Origin of the sequence: Elioraea sp. (assembly GCF_051860475.1) — a bacterium.
GTDB lineage: Bacteria > Pseudomonadota > Alphaproteobacteria > Acetobacterales > Acetobacteraceae > Elioraea.
Genome location: NZ_JBHYDW010000033.1, coordinates 4,039 through 28,174 on the forward strand (window position 1 = coordinate 4,039; position 24,136 = coordinate 28,174).

Below are 24,136 nucleotides of genomic sequence, written 5' to 3' on the forward strand. Positions count from 1 at the left end.
CGCCCGCGCCGACGCTCAGGTCGCGTAGTCGGGCTCCTCATTGTCGAGCACGCGACGCCACGCATCGAGATGCATGCGCGCGTCCACCTTCTCGCCCCAGGGGCCGAGATAGTTGCGCCGGAACCGGTCCGGGATGGTGCGCAGCTTCATGCCGGTCGACAGCGCGGTCATCTGGTACATCGCGGTGCGCTCGGCGATGTAGAGCTCGTCGAACGCCTCGTGCGGCGTCGCACCCACCACCGAGACGCCGTGGTTGCCCATCACCATGATGGTCCGGTCGCCGAGCAGCCGCGCGATCCGGTCACCCTCCTCGTTGTCGTGCACCGGCTCGTAGCCGGACGTGTCGTAGACGATCCGGTCGTTGAGCATCAGGTTGTTGTGGTGCGCGAGTGCCAACTCGCCGCCCTCGATCATCGACAGCGCGGTGAGGTACTGCGGGTGCACGTGCAGCACCGTCACCGCCTTCGGGTTGGCGAGATGGATGCGCGCATGGATGTGGAAGGCGACCTTGCGCAGCTCGCCCTTGCCGCGCAGCACGCGGCCGTCGAGGTCGCACACGATCAGGTCGGACGCCTTCAGCTCGCGGAACAGGTAGCCGCGCGCGTTGATCAGGAACAGCGGCTCCTCGCCCGGCAGCATGACGGAGTTGTGGTTGCCGATCTGCTCGTTCCAGCCGAGCCGCGCCGAGACGCGGAAGATCGCCGCCATGTCGCAGCGCAGCGCCCACTCCACCTCGTCGGCCTTGCTGTCCGTCAGGGTACTCACGACCGCCGTCATCGCCGTCCTCCTCTGCCCGGCGGAGCCCGCGCGCCACCGGATCATCGGCGCCCGCTCCTCTCGCACCGGTGACTCTCGCGCCGCATGACCCGTTTGCCAAGAGCCGCACATCGCGCCATCATTCCGTCGCACAACCAATGGGAGGCGGGAGCGATGATCACGCGCAGGCAACTCGGTGTGGTGTCGGTGGCGGGGATCGGCGCCTCGGCGCTCGGCGCGCCGGCGATCGCGCAGAAGCGCGGCGGCGACGTGGTGGTGGCGCAGCAGGCCCAGCCGCCCAGCCTGGACGCGGCGACCACCACGGCGCAGGCGAGCCGCAACATCAACCTTCACATGTACGAGACCCTGTTCGCACGCGACGAGGCGGGCAACCCGATGCCCGATCTGGCCGAGGGCGTGGACATCTCGTCCGACGGCCTCAGCTACCGTTTCGCCCTGCGAACCGGGGTGAAGTTCCACAACGGCAAGATCATGGACTCGACCGACGTGAAGGCCTCGCTCGAGCGCTACGGCAAGGTGGGCGGATCGGCCTTCATCATGCGCCCGGTCGACGCGATCGAGACGCCGGACGCCCGCACCGTGACAGTGAAGCTGAAGGAGCCCTATCCGGGCTTCATCGCCGGACTGTCGAGCCCGCGCGCGCCCTGCGCGATCATCCCGGCGGCCGAGGCGGCGAAGGAGGCGAACAGGATCGAGATCATCGGCACGGGCCCGTTCCGCTTCGTCGAGTACCGGCCCGACAGCCATGTCCGGCTCACGCGCTTCGACGACTATACGCCGAACACCAATTTCCGCGAGCGCGACGGGTTCGGCGGGAGGAAGACCGCGCATTTCGACACGATCACGATCCGCTTCATGCCCGAGGGCGGGGCGCGCACCGCCGGGCTGCAGACCGGCGAGCTGCATGTGCTCGAGGCGCTCGCCGTGCCGGCGGCGCAGCGGCTGCGCGCCGACCGCAACATCCGCACTCATGAGATGATCCCCTGGGCCTATCAGACCCTGATGATGAACCACGCCCAGGGACCGACCGACAACGTCGCGTTCCGCCGCGCGGTGCAGGCCGCGCTCGACCTGGAGGAGATCATGGCGATCTCCACCGACGGGCTCTACCGGATGACGCATGGCTGGCAGCATCCCGGCACGACCTACTTCGCCGGCGATGTCGGCAAGGAGCTCTACAACATGAAGAACCCCGACCGCGCGCGCGCCCTGCTGCGCGAGGCCGGGTATCGCAACGAGGAGGTGATCGTGCTGTCGGACTCCTCGTTCTCCAACCACAAGGCCGCCGGCGAGGTGACCGCGGAGCAGCTCAAGGCGATCGGCGTGAACGTGCGCCTGGTCGTGCTCGACTGGCCCTCGGCGCTGACCCAGCGCACACGGCGCGAGGGCTGGCACATCTGGACCCTGATGATGGGGATCGAGCCCTATGAGGGGCCCTACGGCGTGGTCGGCTTCTTCTCCGGCCACGCGCCGGTGCAGCACGAGCGCGATCCGGGGGTCGAGGATGCCCAGCGGCGGCTGACCACATCGCTCGCCGAGGCCGACCGCAAGAAGGCGGTCGCCGACTTCCAGGCGCGCATGTACGACCAGGCGATCGCCATCAAGTGCGGCGATGTCGGCATCGTCCAGGCGACGCGGGCGAACGTGGAGAACTACAAGCCCTACCGCATCCCGCGCATGTGGGATTGCTGGTTCGCCTGAGGCCACGCCCCGGGCGCGTCAGGACCGTTGCTGCGCTATACGCTCGGGCGGCTGCTCTCCGCCGTCCCCGTCCTGCTGGTCGTGTCGCTCGTCGCCTTCGCGATCATCGCGCTGGTGCCGGGCGACATGGCGAGCGAGATGGCCGGCCCGTCGGCGACCGCCGAGGAGCTGGAACGGCTGCGCATTCAGCTCGGCCTCGACAAGCCGCTGCTCGAACGCATGGTCGACTGGTACGCGGCGCTGCTGCTGCGCGGCGATCTCGGCCAGAGCGTGCTGCTGCGCCAGTCGGTCACCGCGGCGATCCTGGAGCGGCTGCCGGTCACGCTGTCGCTCACCTTCCTCGCGCTGATCATCGCGATCGTGCTCGGCGTGCTCGCCGGCATGGTCGCGGCGGTGCGCCCGAACACCTGGACCGACCAGGGCGTGATGGCGACCGCGCTGATCGGCCTCAGCCTGCCCGATTTCTGGCTCGGGCTGGTGTTCATCTGGCTGTTCGCGGTGCAGCTCGGCTGGCTGCCCACCGGCGGCTACGTGCCCTTCGCCGAGGACCCGCTCGGCTGGCTGCGCGCGATGGCGATGCCGGCGGGCTGCCTGGCGCTCACCCAGATGGGGCTGCTCGCGCGCATCACCCGGGCGAGCATGCTCGACGTGCTGCGCCAGGACTTCGTGCGCACCGCCCGCGCCAAGGGCCTGCCCGGCTGGGTGGTGGTGGCCAAGCACGCCGGCGCGAACGTGCTCGTGCCGGTGCTCACCGTCGCCGGGGTCGCCACCGGCATCCTGCTCGGTGGTGCTGTGGTGATCGAGCAGGTGTTCAGCCTGCCCGGGGTCGGTCGGCTGATCATCGGCGCGATCCAGCGCCGCGACTATCCGGTGATCCAGGGGGGATTGCTGCTGACCGCCTCGATCTTCGTCGCCGTCAACCTCGTCGTCGATCTGCTCTATGCCGCCGTCGATCCCCGCGTCCGCTACGACCGACGATAGCGCCGCGCCGGAAGGCCCGTCGCTGGTCGCGCGGCTGCTGTCGCATCGCGGCGTGGTGGTCGGGCTGGTGCTGTTCGGCCTGGTGGTGCTCGCGGCGCTGAGCGCGGACTGGATCAGCCCGCACGATCCGCTGCGCAACAACTTCCGCTACCGGCTCGGTGCGCCGAACGACATCCACTGGCTCGGCACCGACCGGTTCGGCCGCGACATCCTGAGCCGCATCATCCACGGCACGCGCGTCTCCTTGCGCATCGGCCTGATGGTGGTGCTGGCCGCGGGGATCCTCGGCGCGCTGATCGGCGCGGCGGCGGGGTATTTCCGCCGCCTCGACGGGCCGGTGATGCGGGTGATGGACGGGCTGATGGCGTTCCCGGGCATCCTGCTCGCGATCTCGCTCGCCGCCGCGCTCGGCCCGTCCGAGCTGAACGCGGCGATCGCGCTCACCGTCGCCTACACGCCGCGCACGGCGCGGATCGTGCGCGCCTCGGTGCTGGTCGTGCGCGAGCTCGACTACGTGGAGGCGGCGCGCGCGCTCGGTGCGGGGCACGGGCGCATCCTCGCGCGCCATATCCTGCCGAACAGCCTCACGCCGCTGGTCGTGCAGTGCACCTACATCTTCGCGCTCTCGGTGCTGGCCGAGGCGGTGCTGTCCTTCATCGGGGTGGGCCCCCCGCCGCCCACGCCGTCGCTCGGCTCGATCATCGCCGACGGGCGCGACTACATCCTGGAGGCGCCCTGGATCTCGCTCTATCCCGGCATCGCGATCGCGATCACGGTGCTCGGGCTCAACCTGCTCGGCGACGGGCTGCGCGACGTGCTCGATCCGCGCATGAAGGTCGATATCCGGTGACGGCGCTGCTCGAGGTGCGCGGCCTGACGGTGCGCTTCGGCCCCTGGGCGGTGGTGGAGGACGTCTCGTTCGAGGTCGCGCCCGGCGAGGTGCTGGCGATCGTCGGCGAATCCGGCTGCGGCAAGTCGATGACGGCGCTCGCGCTGACGCGGCTGGTACCGGAGCCCGGGCGCATCTCGGGCGAGGTGGTGTTCGAGGGGCGCGATCTGCTTACGCTCAGCGAGCGCGAGATGCGCCAGGTGCGCGGCGGGCGGATCGCGATGATCTTCCAGGAGCCGATGACCAGCCTCAATCCGGTGTTCACGGTGGGGCACCAGATCGCCGAGGCGCTGACCTGGCACGGCGCGATGTCGGGTGCGGCGGCGCGCGCGGAAGCGGCACGGCTGCTCTCGCTGGTCGAGATCCCGAACGCGGCGGAGCGGCTCGGCGCCTATCCGCACGAGCTCTCGGGCGGGATGCGCCAGCGCGTGATGATCGCCATCGCACTTGCCTGCCGCCCTGCCCTGCTGATCGCCGACGAGCCGACCACCGCGCTCGACGCGACCGTGCAGGCGCAGATCATCGACCTGCTCCGCCGGCTGCGCGCGGAGCTCGGCATGGCGGTGATCCTGATCACGCACGATCTCGGCGTGGTCTCCGACTTCGCCGACCGGGTGGCGGTGATGTACGCCGCGCGCATCGTCGAGACCGCGCCGGCGGAGGCGCTGTTCGCGGAACCGCGCCACCCCTACACCGAAGGGCTGCTCGCCAGCCTGCCACGGCTCGATACGACGGCGGAGCGTCTTGCCTCCATTCCCGGCCAGGTGCCGCCGCCCTTCGCACTGCCGCGCGGCTGCCGCTTCGCGCCGCGCTGCGGCTACGCCAAGGCGCCGTGCGAGGCCGCGCTGCCACCGCTCGTACCGGCGGGCGAGGCGCGCGCGGCCTCCTGCATCCGCCTCACCGATTACGCGGTGACGCAGTGACTCCGATCCTGTCGGTGCGCGGGCTCGTCAAGCACTTCCGCAGCCGCGGCGGGATGTTCCGCGACGCCCCGCCGCCCGTGCGCGCGGTGGACGGGATCGACCTCGACGTGCCGGACGGCGGCACACTCGGCCTGGTCGGCGAGTCCGGCTGCGGCAAGTCGACCACCGGGCGGCTGGTGCTGCGGCTGATCGAGGCGGATGCGGGCAGCATCCTGTTCGCCGGCGAGGATGTGCGCGCCGCCGACGCGGCCCGGCTGCGCGCGCTGCGCCGGCGGATGCAGATCGTGTTCCAGGATCCGTTCGGCTCGCTCGATCCGCGCATGACCGTGCGCGAGATTCTCGAGGAGCCGTTCCTGATCCACCGCATCGGCGATGCGGCCGAGCGGACGCGGCGGGTGCGCCGCCTGCTCGATGCGGTGGGGCTCGCCGCACACCACGCTGCGCGCCATCCGCACCAGTTCTCGGGTGGGCAGCGCCAGCGCATCGGTCTCGCGCGCGCTCTCGCCCTCGACCCGGCGCTGATCGTCGCCGACGAGCCGGTCTCGGCGCTCGACGTCTCGGTGCAGGCGCAGGTGCTGAACCTGATGCGGGACCTCCAGCGCGAGCGGCGGCTGTCGATGCTGTTCATCAGCCACAACCTTGCGGTGGTGCGGCACATGGCCGACGAGGTGGCGGTGATGTATCTCGGCGTCGTGGTCGAGCAGGCGCCGCGCGAGACGCTGTTCGCGGCACCGCTGCATCCCTACACCCAGGCGCTGCTGTCAGCGGTGCCCGACCCGGGCGGAGAGAAGCGCCAGCGCGTGGTGCTGCGCGGCGAGATCCCCTCGCCCACCGCGCCGCCCTCGGGCTGCCGGTTCCGCACGCGCTGCCCGCTCGCCGAGCCGCGCTGCGCCGAGACGGTGCCGGCGCTGCGCGCGGTGGCGGCCGGGCATCGCGTCGCCTGTCACCTCGTCTGACTTGCCGGCGCGCAGGCCGGCCTGTATCGGGCGGCGCATGACGATCCTGCTGACCGGCGCGGCCGGATTCATCGGCTTCCACCTGGCCCGCGCCCTGCTCGCCCGCGGCGAGCGGGTGGTCGGGTTCGACTCCGTGAACGCCTACTATGACGTCACCCTGAAGGAGGCGCGGCTCGCGGTGCTGGGCCAGGACCCGGGCTTCACCATGGTGCGCGGCGACCTCGCCGACCGCGAGGCGGTGCTCGGGCTCGCCGAGGCGCATCCGACGATCGACCGGATCGTGCATCTCGCCGCGCAGGCGGGCGTGCGCTACGCCGAGGTGAACCCCTACGCCTATGTCGATGCCAACCTGATGGGCCAAGTGACGGTGCTGGAGCTCGCGCGCCGGCTGCGGCGGCTCACGCATGTCGTCTATGCCTCGTCCTCCTCGGTCTATGGCGGCAACACCAAGCTGCCGTTCAGCGAGACCGACCCGGTGGAGCGGCCCTTCAGCCTCTATGCGGCCTCGAAACGGGGCGGCGAGATGATCGCGACGTCGTACGCGCATCTGCATGGCATCCCCTGCACCGGCCTGCGCTTCTTCACCGTCTATGGCCCGTGGGGGCGGCCCGACATGGCCGCCTTCCTGTTCGCCGAGGCGATCACCGAGGGCCGCCCGATCACCGTCTATGGCGAGGGCAAGCTCAAGCGCGACTTCACCTATATCGACGACATCGTCGCCGGGCTCATCGGCTGTCTCGATGCCGGACCTGCGGTGGCGGCGCGTCCCGACGAGCCGGGCGGGCCGCCGCACCGGATCTACAATCTCGGCAACCACCGCGCGGAGGTGCTGGACCGCTACATCGCCCTGATCGAACAGGCGCTGGGGAAGCAGGCGGTGCGGCAGCACGCGGCCAAGCCGCGCGCCGACGTCGCCGAGACCTATGCCGACATCGCGCGCGCGCAAGCGGATTTCGGGTTCGCGCCGGCGACGCCGATCGACGAGGGCATCCCGCGCTTCATCGCCTGGTTCCGCGCCTGGAAGGGCCGGTAGCGCGGCTCAGTTGCCGGGCTGCTGGCGGAAGAACTCGGGGTCGACGAACCGGAACAGCTGCGGATCGAACCGCCCGCCGGTCTGCGCGCCGAACAGGCTCACGCGCACGGCCTGGGCCTGCGCGTCCACCACCGTCCACTGCCGGAGCTCGAGCGGGGGGTCGTTGAAGGTGAGCGTGATGCTGCCCTCGCCGCTGCGGCCGGCGCGCACCACCGTCACCTGGATCACGCCCGGGAACCGCTCGACCCGCACCGGCACGACATCGCCGCCGGTGAGCCGGATGCGCTCGGCGAGCAGCACCGAGAGCGGGGTCGCGCCGATCGGGATGTGGCTGGTCTGGCGCACCGACTTGTCGTGGAAGATGACGAAGGTGCCGTCGGCGACCAGCAGGATCTGCGCCGGCGGGTCGTACTCGAAGCGCATCCGGCCCGGGCGCTGGAGCCAAAGCGTGCCCTCGGCCGTGCCGCCGCGCGCGTCCATCTGCACGAAGCGGGCGGTGAGCGTGCGCAGGCCGTCGAGATAGGTCTCGATCCGGGCCAGATCGGCGCGGTCCTGGTCGGTGAGCGCAGCGGGTTGGGGGGAGCGCTGCGCCGCGCCCTGGCCCGGGCCGGCGGGCGGCGGCGGGCGGCCGGGCAGGCTGCGCGACTGCTGGGCGAGCGCGGGGAGCGGCAGGGCGGCGAGGACAGCGATCAGGAGGCGGCGGTTCATGGCAGGACCATAGGGGTTCCGCGACCGATGTGCAGCGCAGAGACGCGTGAGCGCATCCCGGCCTTGCCCGGCGCCGCGCACCTCGCCAAGTTCACGCCACAACCCCCGAGGAAGACCACGCCATGGCCGAGAGCCTCGCCGTCGCGATCCAGATGGATCCGATCGAGACCATCAACATCGACGCCGACAGCACCTTCGTGCTGGGGCTGGAGGCGCAGGCGCGCGGGCACCGGCTGTGGCACTACCTGCCGCGGCACCTGGCGCTGTCGGCCGGGCGGGTGCTGGCGAAGGCGCGGCCTCTGACGCTGCGCCGCGAGCGCGGCAATCATTACACGTTCGGCGCGTGGGAGGAGCTCGACCTCGGCACGATGGACGTGGTGCTGATGCGCCAGGACCCGCCCTTCGACATGGCCTATATCACCGCGACGCACATCCTCGAACATATCCATCCCGACACGCTGGTGGTGAACGATCCGGCCGCCGTGCGCAACGCGCCGGAGAAGCTGTTCGTGACGCAGTTCCCCGAGCTGATGCCGCCCACCCTCATCACCGCCGACCGTGACCAGATCATGGCGTTCCGGCGCGAGCACGGCGACCTGATCCTCAAGCCGCTGTTCGGCAACGGGGGCGCGGGGGTGTTCCTGGTGAAGTCGGACGACATGAACCTGAACGCGCTGCTGGAGCTGTTCACGGAACGCTCGCGCGAGCCGCTGGTGATCCAGCGCTACGTGCCGCAGGTGCGCACGGGCGACAAGCGCATCATCCTGGTGGACGGCGAGGCGATGGGTGCGATCAACCGCGTGCCGGCGGAGGGCGAGGCGCGGTCGAACATGCATGTGGGCGGGCGGCCGGAGAAGACCACGCTGACCGAGCGCGAGCGCGAGATCTGCAAGCGGATCGGTCCGACCCTGCGCGAGCGCGGCCTGATCTTCGTCGGCATCGATGTGATCGGCGACTACCTGACCGAGATCAACGTCACCTCGCCGACGGGGTTGCAGGAGGTGACGCGGTTCGACGGCGTGCAGCTCGAAGCGTATATCTGGGACGCGATCGAGGCGCGGCTCGGGGGCTGAACTCCGCAAGTTCTGCATCGCGTCCCGCGGCAGGGTGGTAGCACCGGAGGGACAAAGATGCCGCCTCGCCCGCGTACGCTGACATCCTATGCCGATCGGCTGGGCCGCGCGTTGCGGCTGATGGCTGCGCGGCCGGACGAGGAGCTGCCGATCGAGCGTCTGGCGGAGGCGGCGGCGCTGTCGCCGTTTCATTTCCATCGCGTCTGGACGGCGATGATGGGTGAGACGGTGGCGGAGACGCGGCGGCGGCTGCGGTTGCAGCGGGCGGCGGCCGATCTGCTGCGCGGGCGGTTGCCGCTTGAGCGTGTGGCGCGGCGGGCGGGGTATGCGGGTGTTGCGGCGTTCGGGCGTGCGTTCCGCGCGGCCCATGGCGTGGCACCGGCGGCGTATCGTGCGCGGGGCGGCATCGGCGTCCTTCCGGTTGAAAACCATTCCGAAGGAGAGGATGTCATGTACGAGGTTTCGATCCGTCCGTTCGCCGGTGTGCGTGTGGCGGCGATGCGGCATGTGGGCGACTACCAGGCGATCGGCGCGGTGTTCGACCGGCTGATGGCGTGGGCGGCGGCGCGCGGCTTGGGTGGTGCGCGGAGTTTCGGAGTGTATCACGACGATCCGGCGGCGGTGCCGACGGCGAAGCTGCGCAGCGATGCGTGCGTCGAGGTCGGGCCGGACGTCGCCGGCGACGCTGCGGTGACGATCACGGATATCCCGGCGTGCCGTGCGGCGGTGCTGCTGTTCAAGGGCCCGTATGCGGAGCTGGAGGTGCCGTATCGGTGGCTGTATGGCGAGTGGCTGCCCGCGAGCGGCGAGGAGCCGGCGGATCAGCCGTGTTTCGAGGAGTATCTGAACGATCCGCGCGGCGTGCCGCCATCGGAGTGGGTCACGGCGGTTCACCTGCCGTTGCGCGGGTAGTGCAGGGGGGGGGGGGGGGGCCCAGCGGGGGCCCCCCCCGCGGTTGATGTTCCCTGCCCGGTTGCCCGGCCGGGTGGTGCGACTACAGTCGCGGGGGCGCGCAACGACGCGCCGCAAGTCCGGGAGACATGAACCATGACGACGATCACGCGTCGCGGCCTGGCCGCGCTGGGACTCACTCTGGCGGCGCTGCCGTCGCGCGCGCAGGGCGGCTGGCCCGAGCGCCCGGTGCGCTGGATCATCCCCTTCCCCCCGGCCGGCACGGCCGACATCCTCTCGCGCCTGCTGGCCGAGCAACTGGGCCCGCGGATCGGCCAGCCGATGGTGGTGGAGAACCGGGCCGGGGCGGGCGGCACGATCGCGGCCGATCTGCTCGCGCGGGCGCGCGGGGACACGCATATGGTGATGACGTCGAACTTCGCGCCGCATGGCAGCAGTCCGACGCTGTTCCCAAACGTCACCTATCATCCGCAGACCGATTTCAGCCATGTCGGGCTGTTCGGATCATTGCCGATGGTGATCTGCGTCAATCCGTCGCATCCGGCGCGGACGTTGCAGGAGTTCCTGGCGGCGGCGAAGGCGAAGCCTGGCGATGTGGCGATGGCGTATGGCGGCAACGGCACGGCCTCGCATCTGATCGGGTTGCAGTTCCAGCGCGTGGCCGGGATCGAGCTGAATTTCGTGCCGTATCGCGGTGCGGGGCCGGCGCTGATCGACGTGCTGGCGAATGTGGTGCCGTCGATCATCGAGACGATGCCGGCGGCGATCGGGCATATCCGTGGGGGGCGGCTGCGGCCGTTGGCGGTGAGTGCGGCGTCGCGTTCGGCGGCGTTGCCGGATGTGCCGCATTTCGGCGAGGTGGGGCTTGGCGATGCGTCGGCGGTGAACTGGTTCGGGTTCGCGGCGGCGGCGGGTGTGCCGGCGGCGATCGTTCAGCGGTGGAATGCGGAGTTGCGCGCGGTGCTGGCGATGGAGGAGGTGCGCGCGCGGATGCTGGAGCTGGGCTTCGAGGGGACGAACATGGAGCCCGGGTTCATGCAGGAGTTCGTGGGCCGCGAGGTGGCGCGGTGGCGGCAGGTGATCCGGGAGAACAACGTCACGACGGGGTAACGCCGTCGGGTGCCCGGTAGGCGGGAGAGGGGGTTTGGCGAAGAGGGCCAATGGCCCTTTCCTCCACCAAAGCAAGGATAAGCTCTGCGCCGCCGGCTGGCGTTATACTGCTCCGCGATGACGTCGGACACGGTCGGGCCCTACGAGCGCGGCTTCCGCGAGTTCACCGAGGCCTACGAGGCGTTCGGCTTCGAGAACATACATGCCGGCGCCGTGCCCTTCCTGCCCAGGGTGCCGGGCCTCGTGCTGGACGTCGGCGCCGGCAGCGGACGGGATGCCGCCTGGTTCGCCGCACAGGGCTGGGAGGTGATCGCCGTCGAGCCGGCGGCCGCGATGCGCAGCGAGGCGGCTCGCCGGCATGATTCGCCGCGCATCCGCTGGCTCGACGATCGGCTGCCGGCGCTTGCGGCGGTGCATCGTCTCGGCCTTGCGTTCGACCTCGTCTGGCTCAGCGGAGTGTGGATGCACATGCCGCCGGAGCAACGGCCGCGCGCGATGCGCAAGCTTGCGACACTCTTGAAGCCCGGCGGACGCATGGTGCTGACGCTGCGCCACGGCCCCGCGCCGGAAGGGCGGCCGATGTGGCCGGTCGATGCCAACGAGGTGGAGCGGCTCGGGGTCGATCTCGGCCTGGCGTTGCGGGTAGCGACCGAGCGGCGGGACGACCTGCAGGGACGCGAGAGCGTGCGGTGGCAGACCGTGATCGTCGACCTGCCGGATGACGGGGCTGGCGCGCTGCCCTTGCTGAGAGGCGTCATCCTCAAGCAGGAGAAGGCTGCCACCTACAAGCTCGGCTTGCTTCGCGCGATCGCGCGGATCGCGGATGCGTCGCCGAACGTGGCGCGGGAGTCGGAGGAGCATGTCGAGCTGCCGCTTGGACTCGTCGCGCTCTACTGGCTCAGGATGTTCAAGCCGCTGCTGGAGCGGGGGCTGCCACAGATGCCCGAGCGCCTCGGCGCGGCGCCGTCCTTCGCGCGTGAGGCGTTTCGCGGTCTGGCATTGGTCGCACCCTATGATCTGCGGCCCGGAGGCGTATTCGCCGGCGACGTCGCGGCAGCCGTCCGGCGCGCGCTCGCCGATGCCGCGCGCACCATCGCGGACATGCCGGCCACACACCTGACCTTCGCCGACGACACGCCGGTCTTTCCGACCGCGTACGGGCGTGCTCCCGGTCGATCCGCGATCTTCGCGGCGACGGAGGAATCCCTCTGGGCTTACGGCACGACGCGCGTGCCGCTCCCAGTGTGGCATGCGTTGCGCCGGATGAGCGCGTGGATCGAGCCGATGCTCGTGGCGGAGTGGGTTCGGCTGACCGTGGGGTATGCCGAACGCGCGGGGCGGAGGCTCGCCTCTGACGACGTCATGGCCGCGCTGCGCTGGATCGAGCCCGAGCGCGACACGCGCCTGGTGCGCGAGCTGGCACTCAGGCGTCTGGCGGCGGGCGGAACGGTGCGCTGCGTCTGGACAGGTCGGCGGCTCGGCGCGGACGCGGTTGACATCGACCATTGCCTGCCGTGGTCGGCGTGGGCCTGCAACGACCTGTGGAACCTCCTGCCGACGGCGCGCGCGATCAACCAGCACAGCAAGCGCGACCGCATCGTTGCCGCGCCGGTGCTCGCAGCGGCCCGGCCGACGATCACGGAGTGGTGGGACAGTGCGTATCTTCGCGCCGATCCGGCGATCCGGCTTCGTTTCGTCGAGGAAGCGCGCACCAGCCTGCCGATCACCAAAGAGCGCGAACTCGATCTCGACGAGGTCTTCGCAGCGCTTGATTATCGCCGGCTGCGCCTGCGCCAGGAGGCGCAGGTGGCGGAGTGGGAGGGGCCGGGACGGCGGGGGTGACCGCCGACCTGCCCGACCTCGTGAAGGTGTCGGTGGTAACGCTGCTGACCGATGCGCTTGACCGCTACCTGAACAGTCTGCCAGACGCGCCAACGGACGCAGCCGGGAACCGGGCGCTCCGCGCACTCTGCGTGATCGACGAGGCCCACCGCATCCTGGGCAACAGCCTGCCCGGCCTGTCGGGCCTGATCCGGCTCAGCCGGTCGAAGGGCGGATCGGTGATGCTGATCTCGCAGGGGCCGGATGACTTCTCCGGCGAGGACGACGAGTTCCTCAACGAGATGGGGCTGGTGGTGGCGTTCCGGACCAACGCCGATGCGCGGGCGGTGCGCCGGATACTCGGGCCGGGCGCGAACCTCGCGATGCTGGAGAAGGGGCAGGCTTGGGTGAAGGTCGGGGCGGAACCCGCGCCGCGGCGCGTGATCGCGTGGCGGTGATGCGCTGCCACGTCCACTTCTGACGCAGCGCGCTGCTACGGTCGCTGCGCCGGCGGTCGCCCTCCCCTCCCCGCCCCACTTCGGCGAGGCGGATAAAGGAATAAAAGCATAAAGTGATGGAGCTGACCCAGTGGTCTGATCACTGGTCATGACCCCATGGCTCGCTGGACCTGCGAGTCTGGGGGCATGGGGGAAGGCGTGGAGGTCAGGCTTCGGCCGGGCGATCGGGAGCGGCCGAAAGCGTGGTCGCGGACCGCAAGAGCCCGCAGCACCATGTCAGACGGGCGCGGATCGTGCTGCTGAGGGCCGACGGCGCGGGCACGATGGCGATCCGCGCGGCCTGGCGCCCTCCACGATCCACCGCATCTGGCGCGAGCATGGCCGCAAGCCGCATCGGATCGAGGCCTTCAGGCTCTCCAACGACCCACGCTTCGTCGAGAAGGTGCGCGCCATCGTCGGGCTCTACGTCAGCCCGCCCGAGCACGCGCTCGTCCCCTCGGTGGACCAGAAGTCGCAGATCCAGGCGCTCGACCGCACCCAGCCGGGGCTGCCGATGAAGCGCGGGCGCGGTGCGACGATGACCCACGACGACAAGCGCCACGGCACGACGACGCTGTTCGCCGCGCTGACCAGGCGCCGCCTCAAGCGCGGCGCCTTCCGCTCCGTCAGCGAGCCCAACCAGGCAATCCGCGACTACCTCGACGCTCACAACGCCGCCCCGAGGCCCTTTCGCTGGACCACCCGCGCCGACACCATCATCGGCAAGTACCAGCGCCAGAAACCTCGGCTGGAGTCGCTCCACAAGGGGTGGGGACGGTGTGGGGAGGCTCCCCGAGCTGACGGAAGAAGCCCAAGATAATCAATCCATTGTTGAGATGTCAGATCTCTGGCGTCCCGTACGGGATTCGAACCCGTGTTGCGGCCTTGAAAGGGCCGAGTCCTAGGCCTCTAGACGAACGGGACGTGCGCGCGGGTTACCCCGCCCCCGCATGCGATGCAAGCAAGCCTCACGCGGGCGAGGCATCGATGACCTGCAGCGAGGCCGACGCGCCACCGCGGAAGTGGTCCTCCCGCAACACGCCGGCCAGCACCACCGTTGCGCCAAGCGCCGAGGCAAGGCCGCGCCCCAAGGCTCCACCGGCAGCGCGGAACGCAATGGCGTTGAGCCGCCCTCCTCCCTCGCCGGTCACAGCAAGACGCAAGTGCGCGCCGGTGGCGCCGACCGCGCCGACGAAGCCGAGCCGCCCGCGGAGCGAGAACACGGGCTCCGGATTGCCGGCGCCGAACGGGCCGAGCCGAGCGACGGCGCGCGCGAGTTCCGCCGTAGCCCCCTCGACCGTCATCGTGCCGTCGAGCACCAGAGCCTCCGGGCCTTCGGTCGCGCCGAGGCACGCGGCGCACAGCAGTTCGTGCAGCGCACCGAGCCGGTCCGCCGACAACGTCACGCCGGCGGCCATGGCGTGACCGCCGGCCTTGATCGCGATCCCCGCCGCGACCGCCGCACGCACCGCGTCGCCGAGATGCACCCCTGGCACGGATCTCCCGGAGCCGGTCGCGAGCCCGCCCGCGATGCCGAGGACGAAGGCGGGGCGGCCGAACCGCTCCTTGACCCGCCCGGCGACGATTCCCACCACACCCGCATGCCACCCCTCGCCGGCGACGAGGATCACCGGCCGCCCCGCGCCCGCCTGTCGTTCCGCGGCTGCCAGTGCAGCATCGAGCACGCCCGCCTCGATCCGCTGCCGCTCGCGGTTCAGCGCATCGAGACGTTGCGCCAGCCCCTCCGCCTCGGCCGTCTCGTCGCTCAGCAGCAGCTGGACGCCGAGCTCGGCATTGCCGATCCGCCCGGCCGCATTGAGCCGCGGCGCGAGCGCGAAGCCGATCGCCTCGGCATCCGGCGGACGCGTGACACCGGCGACGCGCAGCAGCGCCGCGATCCCGGCGCGCGGACGCACAGCCATCAGCGCGAGCCCCTGTGTGACGAAGGCGCGGTTGACGCCGACCAGCGGCACCACGTCAGCCACCGTCGCGAGCGCGACCAAGTCGACCAGCGACAGCAGCGTGGCCGCATCGAGGGCGCGCGGCCAGCCGGTCTCACGCAGCACGCGGTTCACCCCCACCGCCGCGAGGAAGGCGAGGCCCGCGGCGCAGAGCGGCGCAAGGCCCTCCGGGCCGGCGAGGGTCGGATTGACGTGCGCCACGGCTGCCTCCGGGGCACGATCGACGCGGTGATGGTCGAGCACCAGCACGTCGGCGCGCGGGGCGATCCCGGCGATCGGCCCGGGGGCCGCGGACCCGCAATCGACGCACAGGATCACGCGCGCCCCGGCATCGGCGAGCGCGGCGAACGCCGCGGCGTTCGGGCCGTAGCCGTCGCGCAGCCGGTCCGGCACCGCATGCACCGCGTGCCCGCCGACCGCGCCGAGGAAGCGCCGCATCAGCGCGGTCGCGGCCGCGCCATCCACGTCGTAGTCGCCGAACACCGCGACCGTCTCGCCGCGGCGCACCGCATCGGCGAGCCGCGCGGCCAGCGTGTCCATCCCGTCCAGTGCCGACGGGTCGGGCAGCCAGTCGCGCAGGCGCGGCGTCAGGTGACGGTCCAGATCTGCCGCCGCGATGCCGCGCAGCGCGATCAGCCGGGCGAGCGGCTCAGGCAGGCCGTGCGCCTGGGCGAGCAGCGCGGCCGCGCCCGCATCGCCCGCGCGCGCGACCCAGCGCCGCCCGCTGAACGAGAGCGCGGCCGGCGCGGAAACGGTCAGACCGCCATCCACGACTTGCGCGTGAAGTTGTGGTGCGCCTCGATGTAGCGGACCGTGCCGGACTTCGAGCGCATCACCAGCGAATGCGTGGTCGCGCCCGAACCGAAGCGGCGCACGCCGCGCAGCATTGCGCCGTTGGTGACGCCGGTGGCGGCGAACATCACGTCGCCCTTCGCCATCTCCTCGGTCGTATACTTGCGGTTCAGATCGGTGATGCCCCACTTCGCGGCGCGCTTGCGCTCGTCGTCGTTGCGGAACAGCAGCCGTCCCTGGATCTGGCCGCCGATGCAGCGCAGCGCGGCTGCCGCCAGCACGCCCTCGGGCGCGCCGCCCGAGCCCATGTACATGTCGATGCCGCTCTCGGCCTGACTGGTCGCGATCACGCCCGAGACGTCGCCGTCGCTGATCAGCGTGATGCGCGCGCCGGCACCGCGCACGGCCCTGATCAGCTCGGCATGGCGCGGCCGGTCGAGGATGCAGACGACGAGGTCCGAGACCTCCATCTTCTTCGCCCGCGCCACCGCCCTGAGGTTTGCCTCCGGCGGCTCGTCGAGATCGACGAGATCGTCCGGCAGCCCTCCGCCGACGGCGATCTTGTCCATGTAGACGTCGGGCGCGTTGAGGAAGTTGCCGGCCTCGGCGAGCGCCACCACGGCCAGCGCGTTGTTGCCGCCCTTGGCGGTGATGGTCGTGCCCTCCAGCGGGTCGAGCGCGATGTCGGCTCTCATGCCGCCCGAGCCCACCTTCTCGCCGATGTAGAGCATGGGCGCCTCGTCGCGCTCGCCCTCGCCGATCACCACCGTGCCGTCGATCGCCACCGTGTCGAAGGCGCGGCGCATCGCGTCCACCGCCGCCTGGTCGGCCGACTTCTCGTCGCCGCGCCCCATCAGCCGCGAGGCCGCGAGTGCGGCCGCCTCGGTCACGCGCACGAGCTCGAGCGCCAGGTTGCGGTCGATGTGCCGTGCATCCGGCGCCTCGCCGCCGGCCGCGAACACCCGGGGCGCGTCTGCCTTGTTCGCCATGTCTCCTCCACACCCTCGCGGGGCTACAGCGTTTCGATCCGGATCATGGTCGGCGGTTCAACCACCGAACCGAGCTCGGCGATCTGGGCGAGCGCCGCCGCCAGCGCCGCCTCCTCGCAGGGATGCGTGGTCAGCACCACCGGCACCGTCGCATCCGGCGCGCGGCCACGCTGGATCATGCTCTCCAGGCTGACCACATGGTCGCGCAGCACGGCCGAGACATCGGCGATCACGCCGGGACGGTCCATCACGGTCAGGCGGAGATAGGCCGCACCGAGGCGGCGCGCGATCGGCACCGCGGGTTCCGCCGAGAGGTGGTGCGCGGCCATGCCGAAGGGGGGTGTGTGCCGGCCGCGCGCGATATCGATCAGGTCGGCCACCACGGCCGAGGCGGTCGGGCCAGCACCGGCGCCCCGCCCCTCCAGCATCACGCGGCCGACATGATCGCCCTCGACCATCACCGCGTTGAACACGCCGTCGACATGCGCAAGCGGCGAGGCAGCGGGCACCATCACCGGATGGACGCGCGCGGAGATACCGCCGTCGTTGCGTTCGGCGATGCCGACCAGCCGGATGACGAAGTCGAGCTCTTTTGCGAACGCGATGTCGAGCGCCGAGACATGCCGGATGCCCTCGACATGAACCGAGACGAAATCCACTGGTCGGCCGAACGCGAGCGCGACCAGGATCGCGAGCTTGTGCGCCGCGTCGATGCCGTCGATGTCGAAGGCCGGGTCGGCCTCGGCGTAGCCATGCGCCTGCGCCTCGGCAAGCACATCCCCGAAGGCGCGGCCGGTGTCGCGCATCGTCGTCAGGATGTAGTTGCAGGTGCCGTTCAGGATGCCGGCGACGCGCGTGATGCGGTTCGCCGCCAGCCCCTCGCGCAGCGCCTTGATCGCCGGGATGCCGCCCGCCACCGCGGCCTCGAAGGCGAGCGGCGTGCCCGCGTCCTCGGAAGCGGCGGCAAGCTCGGCGCCGTGCAGCGCCAGCATCGCCTTGTTGGCGGTGACAACCGGCTTGCGCAACGCAAGCGCGGCGTCGACCGTGTCGCGCGCGATCCCGTCCGCGCCGCCGATCACCTCCACCACCACGTCCACGCCCGGATCGCGCGCCAATGCCACCGCGTCATCGTGCCAGGCGAGACCGTCCAGCGATACACCGCGATCGCGCGTGCGGTCGCGTGCGGCAACCGCCACCGGAACGATCGGCCTTCCGGCGCGCGCCGCGATCAGCTCGGCATTCTCGCGCAGAAGCCGGAGCGTCCCCGCACCCACCGTGCCCAGGCCGGCGAGCCCCACCCGCAACGCTGCGCTGCTCATGCGGCGTCCTCGACCCCCGTGGCGAGACCGGGCGCATTCGACCCTTGCAGGAACTGCCGGATCGCCCGACAGGCCTGTCGGATGCGGTGCGTGTTCTCGACCAGCGCGATCCGCACATGCCCGTCGCCGTGCTCGCCGAAGCCGACGCCGGGACTGACCGCGACCTTGGCGCGCTCCAGCAGAAGCTTGGAGAATTCAAGACTGCCGAGAGGGCGGAAGCGCTCGGGGATCGGCGCCCAGGCGAACATCGAGGCGGCCGGCGCCGGAACCTCCCAGCCCGCCGCGGCGAGGCCGCGGAGCAGCACGTCGCGCCGGTCGCGATACAGCGCGCGCACCTGATCGACGCAGTCCTGCGACCCGTTCAGCGCCGCGACCGAGGCGACCTGGATCGGCGTGAAGGCGCCATAGTCGAGATACGACTTCACGCGCGCCAGCGCCGCGATCAGGCGTGGATTGCCGGCGGCGAAGCCGATCCGCCAGCCCGCCATCGAGTAGGTCTTGGACATCGAGGTGAACTCGACCGCGATCTCCTTCGCGTTGGGCACAGCGAGGATTGAGGGCGGCGGCTCGCCATCGAAATAGATCTCGGCATAGGCGAGATCGGAGATCACGAACACCTCGTGCCGCCGCGCGAAGGCCACCACCTCGCGGTAGAACTCGAGGCTCGCGGTCAGCGCGGTCGGGTTCGAGGGGAAGTTGACGATCAGCGCGGTCGGTTTCGGTACCGAATGGATCACCGCGCGGTCGAGGGCGCGCAGCATGTCCTCGCCCGGCTCGTGCGGCACCGAGCGCACCGCCGCACCAGCGATGACGAAGCCGAACTGGTGGATCGGGTAGGACGGGTTCGGCACCAGGATCACGTCGCCCGGGCTGGTGATCGCGGAGGCGAGGTTCGCGAGCCCCTCCTTCGAGCCGAGCGTGACGCAGATCTCGGTCTCCGGGTCGAGGCCCACGCCGAAGCGGCGCGCGTAGTAGCCGGCCACCGCACGACGCAGGCCGGGGATACCCTTCGAGACCGAGTAGCGGTGCGTGCGCGGATCGGCCACCGCCTCGGTGAGCTTGGCCACGACATGCGGCGGCGCGCCCGTGTCGGGGTTGCCCATCCCGAGATCGATCACGTCCTCGCCGCGCGCGCGCGCCGCCGCCTTCAGCCGGTTCACCTCGGCGAAGACGTAGGGCGGCAGGCGTCGGATGCGATGGAATTCGGGCGGCGCGGCTGACATTCGGCGGGTCCGGAGAATGGCGTGGGGCGGCTTAGGCGCATGTCCCGGTGGAGTCGTCAATCACGGCGAATATACCAGCCGCATCTCCGCGCCGCGACCGGCCGGCCCTGGGCGTGGCTCCGCGGCAAGCTCGATCGCGTCCGCCGGCGTCCCGGCCGAGCGCAGCGCCTGTGCCACCGCCTGGGCGCGCGCGAGCGCGAGTCCGAGGTCGCCGCCCGCGCTGTCGCGGTAGCCGGTGACGCGCACGGTCGCCGCCCCGCGTCCGGCCGCGAATCGGGCCGCCACCGCGCGGGCGTCCGGCGACAGCGCGGCCGAGCCCGGCGGGAAGGCGAGCGCCGCGCCCTGCCCGGCGGGCAGCGCGGCCGCCTGGGTGGCGCGCAGCGGCGGCAGGGCGGTCCGATCCACGACCACCGAGGGGTCCGTCCGCGGCGGCGCTGACGCCGGCGCAGCGGCCGGCGCGGCCGCCCGGGGCGGCGGCGCGGCAGGTGCCAGCTCCGCCGGCGGTGGTGCGGCGGCCGGTGCGGTCTCCGGCGGCCCGGCAACGGAAGGAGGTGCGGCAGGCGGCCCGGGCGGGCGCGGCTCAGGTGCGCCGGCGATCGGCGGGACGACCCGGGCCGGAGGCGCGACCATCGGCGCGACCATGCCCGGCACCGGCTGGTCGCCGGACGTGCCGAAAGGCGCCGCCGCCGGGGCGGTGAGGGGCACGGCCTGCGGCGAGGCCGGCGGCGCCACGCCGACCGGCGGCGGCATGACGGGCGGGCCCGCGTGGCGCGCGTTCTCGCGGTCCGCGATCAGCGCATCGGCGATCCGCCGGCGCTGTTCGGCCGGCGGCGGCACGGGGCGTTCGGGCACCGTGCCGAGGCTCGGATAGGGCTGATCCGCGCCCGGCACGGGCGGCAGATCGGTGGTCGGCGTCCGGCCAGTCAGCACCCGTGCGGCCTCGATCGGGTTCAGGCTTGGCCCGCAGGCCGAGAGCGCGACCAGCACGAGACATGCCTGCCACGCGCGGCCGGAAACCGGCCGCTTCGCTTGATCCCCCATGTCCGGCGCACTAGGGTCCGCGCACATTCGTCCACCTCCCGCGCCCGACGCCGAAAGGACACCCCGATCCATGGCAGAGGACAAGGCCGGCCAGGCCTTCAAGATGCCTGACCCCTCCCTCCTGTCGCGCAACATGGCCGACATCGCGAGCCGCAGCCAGCGGATCGTGATGGAGTTCCTCAAGCGCCAAGGCGATGCCCGGGTGCCCGGGCTCGATCCGCTGAACATCGGCAGCGCCTTCCTCGAGATGACCGCGCGCATGATGGCGAATCCGGCCAAGCTCGTGCAGGCGCAGATGTCGTTCTGGCAGGACTACATGCTGCTCTGGCAGAACACCGCGCGCCGGATGCTGGGGGACACGCCCGACCCCGTGGTTGCCCCGACACCCGGCGACCGCCGCTTCAAGCACGAGGACTGGCACGAGAACGAGGTCTTCGATTTCATCAAGCAGTCCTACCTGCTGTCGGCGCGCTACGTGCAGAACGTGGTGAAGGACGTCGACGGGCTGGACGACAAGACCGCGCAGAAGCTGGACTTCTACGCGCGCCAGTTCGTCGATGCGCTGGCGCCGACCAACTTCCTGCTGACCAACCCCGAGGTGCTGCGCCGCACGGTCGAGACAGGCGGCGAGAATTTGGTGCGTGGGCTTAACAACCTGCTCGGCGACCTGGAGCGCGGCAAGGGCAAGCTGCACATCAAGATGACCGACTATGAGGCGTTCAGGGTGGGCGAGAACATCGCCACCACGCCCGGTTCAGTAATCTACCAGAACGATCTGATCCAGCTGATCCAGTACAACCCCACCACCGAGAAGGTGCTGAAGCGACCGCTGCTGATCGTTCCGCCGTGGATCAACAAATACTACATCCTCGATCTCCGCCCGAAGAACAGCTTTGTGCGCTGGGCGGTGGCGCAGGGCCACACCGTGTTCATGATCTCGTGGGTCAATCCGGACGAGCGCCTCGCCGAGAAGACCTTCGAGGACTATATGCTGGAGGGTCCGCTCGGTGCGCTCGCGGCGATCGAGCAGGCGACCGGCGAGCGCGAGTTGAACGCGATCGGCTACTGCCTCGGCGGCACGCTGCTCGCCTGCACCCTCGCCCACATGGCGGCCAAGGACGACGCGCGGATCAGGACGGCGACCTTCTTCACCACGCTGGTCGATTTCGCCGAGGCCGGCGAGCTCACCGTCTTCATCGACGAGGAGCAGCTCAAGGCCCTCGAAGAGAGCATGCAGCAGAAGGGCTATCTCGACGGAAGCGAGATGGCTGCGACCTTCAACATGCTGCGCGCCAACGACCTGATCTGGTCGTTCGTCGTCAACAACTATCTGCTCGGGCAGGAGCCGTTCCCATTCGACCTGCTGTACTGGAACAGCGACAGCACGCGCATGCCGGCGGCGATGCACAGCTTCTACCTGCGCAAGATGTACCAGGAGAACCGGCTGTCGGAGCCCGGCGGGATCACGCTCGGCGGCACGCCCATCGATCTCGGCCGCATCGCCGTGCCGACCTACATCCTCGCCACCCGCGAAGACCACATCGCGCCCTGGAAGGCTTGCTACAAGGCCACCCAGCTCTACGCGGGACGCATGCGCTTCGTGCTCGCCGCCTCGGGCCACATCGCCGGGGTGGTGAACCCACCCGACGCCGGCAAGTACAGCCACTGGGTGAACACCGAGCAGCCGCCCGAGGCGGATGCATGGCTGGTCGGCGCGACCGAACTCGCCGGCAGCTGGTGGCCGGACTGGCAGCGCTGGGTGGCCTCGCTCTCGAAGGCGAAGGTGGATGCGCGCACGCCGGGCGACGGCAAGCTCGCGGTGATCGAGCCCGCGCCGGGCAGCTACGTGAAGGTCACCGCGCAGTAGCGCCGCGCCTACGCGACGACGCGCGCGCCGAGCCGCTTCGGGGCAATCATCCGGTAGCTCCGCCGGACCAGCGCCTCGATCTCGCGCCAATCCGGCCCGTCATCGATCCGGGCGCCGACCCATCCCTTGTGCCCGACATAGGGGGGCACGAAGAACCGTTCCGGCGCGGCGCCGACCAGGATCGCCTGACTGCCCTCCGGCGCCTTGAACCAGACCGAGACGCGGCCGTCACCGCGCTTCTCCATCGCGAAGATGCGGTCGCGCACGCGCCAGGTGGGATCGCCCCAGGCCTGCTTCTCCATCGCCTCCGGCAGGGCCAGGCAGATCGCGCGGAGGCGGTCGGTCGGTGACATCGAACGAGGCTATCCGGCTACGAAAGCGCCGTCGCGCGCCACCACGCGTCCCGCGAACAGCACGAGCCGGCGCGGCGGGTGCTGGCCGATCGCCTCGGCGATCGTCTCCGCAGGCAGGGTGAACAGCGTCGCCGGCCTGCCGACATCGACGCCGTGCTCGGCGATGCCGAGCGCGCGCGCGCCGTCGCTGCTGACCATGCCGAACAGGTCCGCGAGCAGCGGATCGGTGCGCCAGTCGATACGCCAGCCGATGATCGAAGCGCGTTCGAGCATGTCGGCGTTGCCGTAGGGGCTCCAGGTATCGCGCACGTCATCGTTGCCGCAGAACACCTGCACGCCGGCCTCGCGCAGCACACCGAGCGGCGGCAGGGTCGCGCTGCCGGCGCCGTGCGTCACCAGCGACACGCCCACCTCCGCCATCATCGCCGCGGCCGCCTTCTGCCGACTCTCCGCGAGTCCGCCAAGACAGAAGCCGTGGCTGATCGTCACGCGGCCTTGCATGCCGTGCGCGCGCACGCGGGCGCAGATCTCCTGCAGGCTGAACAGGCCCATCTCGGCCGGCTCGTGCAGGTGGATGTCGATGCCGCGTCCGTGCCGTTCGGCAAGCGCGAAGAGCGTGTCGAGCTGGCCCTTCGGGTCGCGGTCGACCTCGCACGGATCGATGCCGCCGACGAGATCCGCGCCCGCGCGCATCGCCGCATCCAGCAGCTCGGCGGTGCCCGGAACACGCATCACGCCGGCCTGCGGGAAGGCCACCACCTGCACCGTGCAGGCCTGTTCGTGCGCCGCCTTCGCCTCCAGCACGCCTTCGAGCGCGGCGAGGCCGAACTCCAGGCGGATATCGGCGTGGGTGCGGATATGCGCAGTGCCATGCGCGACGCAGCGGCGGATCAGCTCACCCGCACGCGCGGCAGTGCCGAGTGCAAGGTTGGGCAGCACGCGCGCGTCCGTCTCGATCCGGCTCATGCGGTAGGGCTCCGCTGCGTGCGGCCACCACGGAAGGCCGAACAGCGTCTTGTCGAGATGCATGTGGCCGTCAGTCAGGCCCGGCAGCACGAGGGCGCCGCCGAGATCGATCACCGTTGCCGCCTCGGGCGCGGTGCCCTCGCCGATCGCGGTGATGCGTCCGCCGTCGATCGCGACGTGAGCGCCCGACCGCCCGTCGGCAAGCCGTGCATTCGTCAGCACCAGATCGTGCGGCATTCGTCCG

The 24,136-nt window shown here is 71.0% G+C and carries 21 protein-coding genes, 1 tRNA gene and 1 pseudogene; 13 read left to right on the forward strand and 10 right to left on the reverse strand.

Features of this window, described 5'->3' with window-relative positions; all coding sequences use genetic code 11:
- Positions 1-15: 15 nt before the first annotated feature.
- A complete protein-coding gene (locus ACTIFU_RS08420) occupies positions 16-777 on the reverse strand; it encodes a class II aldolase/adducin family protein (RefSeq protein ID WP_439577857.1) in 762 nt (253 codons plus the stop codon).
- A 153-nt stretch (positions 778-930) separates the two neighbouring features.
- Between ACTIFU_RS08420 and ACTIFU_RS08425 the strand changes: the two genes are divergently transcribed.
- From ACTIFU_RS08425 to ACTIFU_RS08450, 6 genes are read left to right on the forward strand one after another with little or no spacing between them, the layout of a single operon-like run.
- Complete coding sequence (locus tag ACTIFU_RS08425) at positions 931-2,478, forward strand: ABC transporter substrate-binding protein (RefSeq protein WP_439577858.1); 1,548 nt, start codon at positions 931-933, stop codon at positions 2,476-2,478.
- Positions 2,479-2,505: 27 nt separating this feature from the next.
- Positions 2,506-3,459 (forward strand): ABC transporter permease, encoded by a 954-nt coding sequence (locus ACTIFU_RS08430; protein WP_439577859.1) that lies wholly within the window; start codon positions 2,506-2,508, stop codon positions 3,457-3,459.
- Positions 3,419-4,309 (forward strand): ABC transporter permease, encoded by an 891-nt coding sequence (locus tag ACTIFU_RS08435; RefSeq protein ID WP_439577860.1) that lies wholly within the window; start codon positions 3,419-3,421, stop codon positions 4,307-4,309. The genes ACTIFU_RS08430 and ACTIFU_RS08435 overlap by 41 nt, the downstream gene beginning before the upstream one ends.
- Positions 4,306-5,271, forward strand: a complete 966-nt coding sequence (locus ACTIFU_RS08440; RefSeq protein ID WP_439577861.1) for an ABC transporter ATP-binding protein — start codon at positions 4,306-4,308, stop codon at positions 5,269-5,271. Before ACTIFU_RS08435 ends, ACTIFU_RS08440 begins: the two co-directional genes overlap by 4 nt.
- Positions 5,268-6,227: an ABC transporter ATP-binding protein gene (locus tag ACTIFU_RS08445; RefSeq protein ID WP_439577862.1), complete on the forward strand. Its 960-nt coding sequence runs from the start codon at positions 5,268-5,270 to the stop codon at positions 6,225-6,227. The genes ACTIFU_RS08440 and ACTIFU_RS08445 overlap by 4 nt, the downstream gene beginning before the upstream one ends.
- Positions 6,228-6,264: 37 nt before the next feature.
- Positions 6,265-7,260 carry an NAD-dependent epimerase/dehydratase family protein gene (locus ACTIFU_RS08450; RefSeq protein WP_439577863.1) on the forward strand — a complete coding sequence of 332 codons (996 nt, stop codon included), beginning with the start codon at positions 6,265-6,267 and terminating at the stop codon, positions 7,258-7,260.
- 6 nt (positions 7,261-7,266) lie between these two features.
- Here ACTIFU_RS08450 and ACTIFU_RS08455 read toward each other — a convergent pair whose 3' ends face one another.
- The gene (locus tag ACTIFU_RS08455) at positions 7,267-7,968 is read right to left on the reverse strand and encodes a LolA family protein (protein ID WP_439577864.1); all 702 of its coding nucleotides are present in this window, start codon (positions 7,966-7,968) and stop codon (positions 7,267-7,269) included.
- Between the two features lie 122 nt (positions 7,969-8,090).
- On the opposite strand from ACTIFU_RS08455, the gene gshB reads away from it, so the two are divergent.
- From gshB to ACTIFU_RS08485, 6 genes and pseudogenes are all read left to right on the forward strand, one after another.
- A complete protein-coding gene (gshB, locus tag ACTIFU_RS08460; RefSeq protein ID WP_439577865.1) occupies positions 8,091-9,041 on the forward strand; it encodes a glutathione synthase in 951 nt (316 codons plus the stop codon).
- A 57-nt stretch (positions 9,042-9,098) separates the two neighbouring features.
- On the forward strand, positions 9,099-9,953 hold the full coding sequence (locus ACTIFU_RS08465) for an AraC family transcriptional regulator (protein WP_439577866.1): 855 nt from the start codon (positions 9,099-9,101) through the stop codon (positions 9,951-9,953).
- 135 nt (positions 9,954-10,088) lie between these two features.
- Positions 10,089-11,063 carry a Bug family tripartite tricarboxylate transporter substrate binding protein gene (locus ACTIFU_RS08470; protein WP_439577867.1) on the forward strand — a complete coding sequence of 325 codons (975 nt, stop codon included), beginning with the start codon at positions 10,089-10,091 and terminating at the stop codon, positions 11,061-11,063.
- Positions 11,064-11,180: 117 nt separating this feature from the next.
- Positions 11,181-12,905: a methyltransferase domain-containing protein gene (locus ACTIFU_RS08475; protein ID WP_439577868.1), complete on the forward strand. Its 1,725-nt coding sequence runs from the start codon at positions 11,181-11,183 to the stop codon at positions 12,903-12,905.
- Positions 12,902-13,342 (forward strand): hypothetical protein, encoded by a 441-nt coding sequence (locus ACTIFU_RS08480; protein ID WP_439577869.1) that lies wholly within the window; start codon positions 12,902-12,904, stop codon positions 13,340-13,342. The genes ACTIFU_RS08475 and ACTIFU_RS08480 overlap by 4 nt, the downstream gene beginning before the upstream one ends.
- Before the next feature lie 355 nt (positions 13,343-13,697).
- Positions 13,698-14,201 (forward strand): annotated as a pseudogene (locus ACTIFU_RS08485) (hypothetical protein); the annotation flags it as partial.
- A gap of 28 nt (positions 14,202-14,229) precedes the next feature.
- Here ACTIFU_RS08485 and ACTIFU_RS08490 read toward each other — a convergent pair.
- The 6 genes from ACTIFU_RS08490 to ACTIFU_RS08515 all read right to left on the reverse strand — a co-directional run bounded on the left by ACTIFU_RS08490 (position 14,230) and on the right by ACTIFU_RS08515 (position 20,652).
- Positions 14,230-14,305 (reverse strand) — tRNA-Glu (locus ACTIFU_RS08490).
- Between the two features lie 44 nt (positions 14,306-14,349).
- On the reverse strand, positions 14,350-16,113 hold the full coding sequence (gene recJ / locus ACTIFU_RS08495) for a single-stranded-DNA-specific exonuclease RecJ (protein ID WP_439577870.1): 1,764 nt from the start codon (positions 16,111-16,113) through the stop codon (positions 14,350-14,352).
- A complete protein-coding gene (glpX, locus tag ACTIFU_RS08500) occupies positions 16,098-17,123 on the reverse strand; it encodes a class II fructose-bisphosphatase (RefSeq protein WP_439577871.1) in 1,026 nt (341 codons plus the stop codon). Before glpX ends, recJ begins: the two co-directional genes overlap by 16 nt.
- 23 nt (positions 17,124-17,146) lie before the next feature.
- Positions 17,147-18,442 (reverse strand): homoserine dehydrogenase, encoded by a 1,296-nt coding sequence (locus ACTIFU_RS08505; RefSeq protein WP_439577872.1) that lies wholly within the window; start codon positions 18,440-18,442, stop codon positions 17,147-17,149.
- Positions 18,439-19,665 carry an LL-diaminopimelate aminotransferase gene (locus tag ACTIFU_RS08510; protein WP_439577873.1) on the reverse strand — a complete coding sequence of 409 codons (1,227 nt, stop codon included), beginning with the start codon at positions 19,663-19,665 and terminating at the stop codon, positions 18,439-18,441. The genes ACTIFU_RS08505 and ACTIFU_RS08510 overlap by 4 nt, the downstream gene beginning before the upstream one ends.
- Before the next feature lie 60 nt (positions 19,666-19,725).
- Positions 19,726-20,652 carry an OmpA family protein gene (locus tag ACTIFU_RS08515; RefSeq protein WP_439577874.1) on the reverse strand — a complete coding sequence of 309 codons (927 nt, stop codon included), beginning with the start codon at positions 20,650-20,652 and terminating at the stop codon, positions 19,726-19,728.
- Positions 20,653-20,776: 124 nt separating this feature from the next.
- Here ACTIFU_RS08515 and ACTIFU_RS08520 point away from each other — a divergent pair, with 124 nt between their 5' ends.
- Positions 20,777-22,573, forward strand: a complete 1,797-nt coding sequence (locus tag ACTIFU_RS08520; protein WP_439577875.1) for a PHA/PHB synthase family protein — start codon at positions 20,777-20,779, stop codon at positions 22,571-22,573.
- Positions 22,574-22,581: 8 nt separating this feature from the next.
- On the opposite strand, the gene ACTIFU_RS08525 is transcribed toward ACTIFU_RS08520, so the two are convergent.
- Positions 22,582-22,926, reverse strand: a complete 345-nt coding sequence (locus ACTIFU_RS08525; protein ID WP_439577876.1) for an MmcQ/YjbR family DNA-binding protein — start codon at positions 22,924-22,926, stop codon at positions 22,582-22,584.
- A 9-nt stretch (positions 22,927-22,935) separates the two neighbouring features.
- Positions 22,936-24,129 (reverse strand): amidohydrolase, encoded by a 1,194-nt coding sequence (locus ACTIFU_RS08530; protein WP_439577877.1) that lies wholly within the window; start codon positions 24,127-24,129, stop codon positions 22,936-22,938.
- Positions 24,130-24,136: the final 7 nt, after the last annotated feature.